Below are 2487 nucleotides of genomic sequence, written 5' to 3'. Positions count from 1 at the left end.
CGCGGGAGGATGTGGGGGAGGAGGGCGAGCCACTCGTCGTCGGTGAGGGGGTGGAAGGGTTGGGGTGGGGAGAGGCGGGAGGGGTGGCGCATGGGCGGGAGTGTAGCATGGGGGTGGGAAATAGGCAAGTTTTCCTACGTAACTTTTACAAACAGCAGTAGATTTTTCTAGTCATATACACGTATAAGTTGCACTTTGGGAGTACCACCCGGGAATCGTTTTCGTATGTCCAGAGACGCTATTCGGCACTTCGTCCAGATACGTGGAATAAGCTTTTTACTCCACTTTACTAGAACTTCGAATCTTCCGTCCATTATGAAGCATGGAATTTGCTCTGTTGAGTTGGCGCAAAACATGAATTTGCTTCCACAGATCAATGACAGGCTTCGTCTTGATGGTTGTCGGGCGGCAACTTCACTATCTATAGGTTTTCCAAATTACAAAATGTTTTATAGATATAGATGCGATAACAGGTCGTCCCGATGGGTGGTTTTGGCTCTTCACCCGAAAATTCTGTGGGAGAAGGATTGTGTATTCTGTTGCCATAATGCTGCGTCAAGCGCTGTGTCGCGTCGCCTATTGTCGGAACGACGAAAAATTGAAGCTTTCATGGAAATGTTTGCTGAGTTAGAAGGTTACCCTTCGCGGTTGTCTCAAAAACTACTTTCTTATGATCCAACTGATGTGCAGGCTGAAGTGCTAGTATTTGATACCATTGAGCCCAGTGATATTATGGCTGCTGTTTTCGAAAATATTAGGGATGCAGCGGATTTTTCTGATATTTTGAAGGGGAAAATTGTGCACGCAACAAAAAAATCGGAAGATGGGTTTTTTTCATCTAGACCATACATCCGTGGAGGTGTGTGATTAATATGGCAACTAGACCTGTATTCATTCCTGATATTCATGCAAAAAGTTTGGTCAAAGTGAGGCTGGTTGATTTTAAATGGTTCCCCGGCATGTCTGCTACGCAAAGAAAAAAATCCGTAGTTTCATTGCATAACTCTGCCAAAGAAGTTTTAAATTTTAAAGATATACTCGAAGTTTCTACAAAATCAGAAAGCGATGCCGGTATTGCTTTAAGTGCATTTAACCTTTCATTTACAACTTTGGGCCAGAACAGAACATTTACAGTCGAATGTGCTTATCAAGCAAGTAAAGTTTTCGAAAATGGTGGTCCTTATATAGATCTTTTGGAGAAAAATGCTGGAGATGCCAAAAGGGACGAAAGACTGAAAAAATCAGGGCGGCTGATTGGATTTCAATTTTTTAAAACATCATGGGGTCTGGAACCCAAGGCAGCATTTTACAATTGGCTTTATATCAACGCATTACGTAAGCAGGTAGATCTTCATCGCGCTATTGAGACGCACGAAGCATTTACAGATATAGAGTTTAATCCTGAAAAATCATTTAGCTGTCAAGCTTACTCTGTAGCGCTATTTTCGTCACTTACTCGCAAAGGTATTTTAGAGGAAGTTGTCTCTACTAAGGAAGCGTTTATCGAGGCTATTAGCAATTTCGGATCTGATAACGACTTATTTCGGACAACGATAACCAAATAATTATGCCAAATCGCGGATGGGAGGTGCAGGAACCTCAGGTTCCTGCCGGGGTGCAGGGGCAGGGCCCCTGCGCTGCGACGCCCGAAGTGATCAGGCCCCGACCAGGGTTTCCGCGATGCTTTGGAAGAGCGGCAGGCCGTCCTCGCCGCCGGTGAGAGGGTCCGCGTAGTTCTCGGGGTGGGGCATCATGCCGAGGATGCGGAGGTTGGGGGAGAGGATGCCAGCGATGTCGCGGACGGCGCCGTTGCGGTTGCGGTCGGCGTAGCGGAAGGCGACGAGGCCCTCGCCCTCCAGCCGGTCCAGCGTCGCGTCATCGGCGAAGTAGTTGCCGTCGCCATGGGCCATGGGGGCGCGGAAGGTTTCGCCCTGCTGCCAGCGGGCGGTGTAGGGGGTGCCGGCGCGTTCGACGCGCAGGACGCAATCCATGGAGAGGAAGCGGAGGCCGGCGTTGCGGAGGAGGGCGCCGGGGAGGAGGCCGGCCTCGGTGAGGATCTGGAAGCCGTTGCAGACGCCCAGGACGTGGCCGCCCCTGGCCGCGAAGTCCTTGATGGACTGCATGATGGGGGACTGGGCGGCCATGGCGCCGCAGCGGAGGTAGTCCCCATGGGAGAAGCCGCCGGGGAGGACGACGAGGTCGAGGCCCGGGGGGAGGGCGTGCTCGCCATGCCAGAGCATCAGGGGCTCGTGGCCCGAGGCGCGCCTGAGGGCGAGGGCCATGTCGCGCTCGCGGTTGGTGCCGGGGAAGACGACGATGGCGGCCTTCATGGGGGGTGCCTTTCCGTGGAGGTCAGTTCTGCCAGAGCTTCAGGTAGTGCAGGCCGCCCATCAGGACGATGGTGAGGCAGGCGGCGATGGCGGCGGCGGTGACCCAGCGGTCGAGGGTGCGCCTGTCTCTTGATCACATCTACGCACAGCTCCACCG

Annotated in this window: 3 protein-coding genes; 2 read left to right on the top strand and 1 reads right to left on the bottom strand. The window is 52.6% G+C overall.

Translation table 11 applies throughout. The annotated features are described in order from the left end of the window. Window positions 1-225 precede the first annotated feature (225 nt). Together ROTAS13_RS22915 and ROTAS13_RS22910 are read left to right on the top strand one after the other, a co-directional pair. Window positions 226-867 (top strand): DarT ssDNA thymidine ADP-ribosyltransferase family protein, encoded by a 642-nt coding sequence (locus tag ROTAS13_RS22915; RefSeq protein ID WP_075823537.1) that lies wholly within the window; start codon window positions 226-228, stop codon window positions 865-867. Between the two features lie 5 nt (window positions 868-872). Continuing rightward, window positions 873-1565: a DUF6977 family protein gene (locus ROTAS13_RS22910; protein ID WP_075823536.1), complete on the top strand. Its 693-nt coding sequence runs from the start codon at window positions 873-875 to the stop codon at window positions 1563-1565. Window positions 1566-1655: 90 nt separating this feature from the next. On the opposite strand, the gene purQ is transcribed toward ROTAS13_RS22910, so the two are convergent. Next, entirely contained in the window at window positions 1656-2330 is a 675-nt protein-coding gene (purQ, locus tag ROTAS13_RS22905; RefSeq protein WP_027297138.1) for a phosphoribosylformylglycinamidine synthase subunit PurQ, read from the bottom strand. Window positions 2331-2487: the final 157 nt, after the last annotated feature.

This window comes from Roseomonas sp. TAS13 (assembly GCF_001950415.1).
In the GTDB taxonomy this organism is placed as follows: domain Bacteria; phylum Pseudomonadota; class Alphaproteobacteria; order Acetobacterales; family Acetobacteraceae; genus Roseomonas; species Roseomonas mucosa.
Note: the sequence above shows the minus strand (reverse complement) of the source record. Positions and strands in the feature narration are given on the sequence as shown.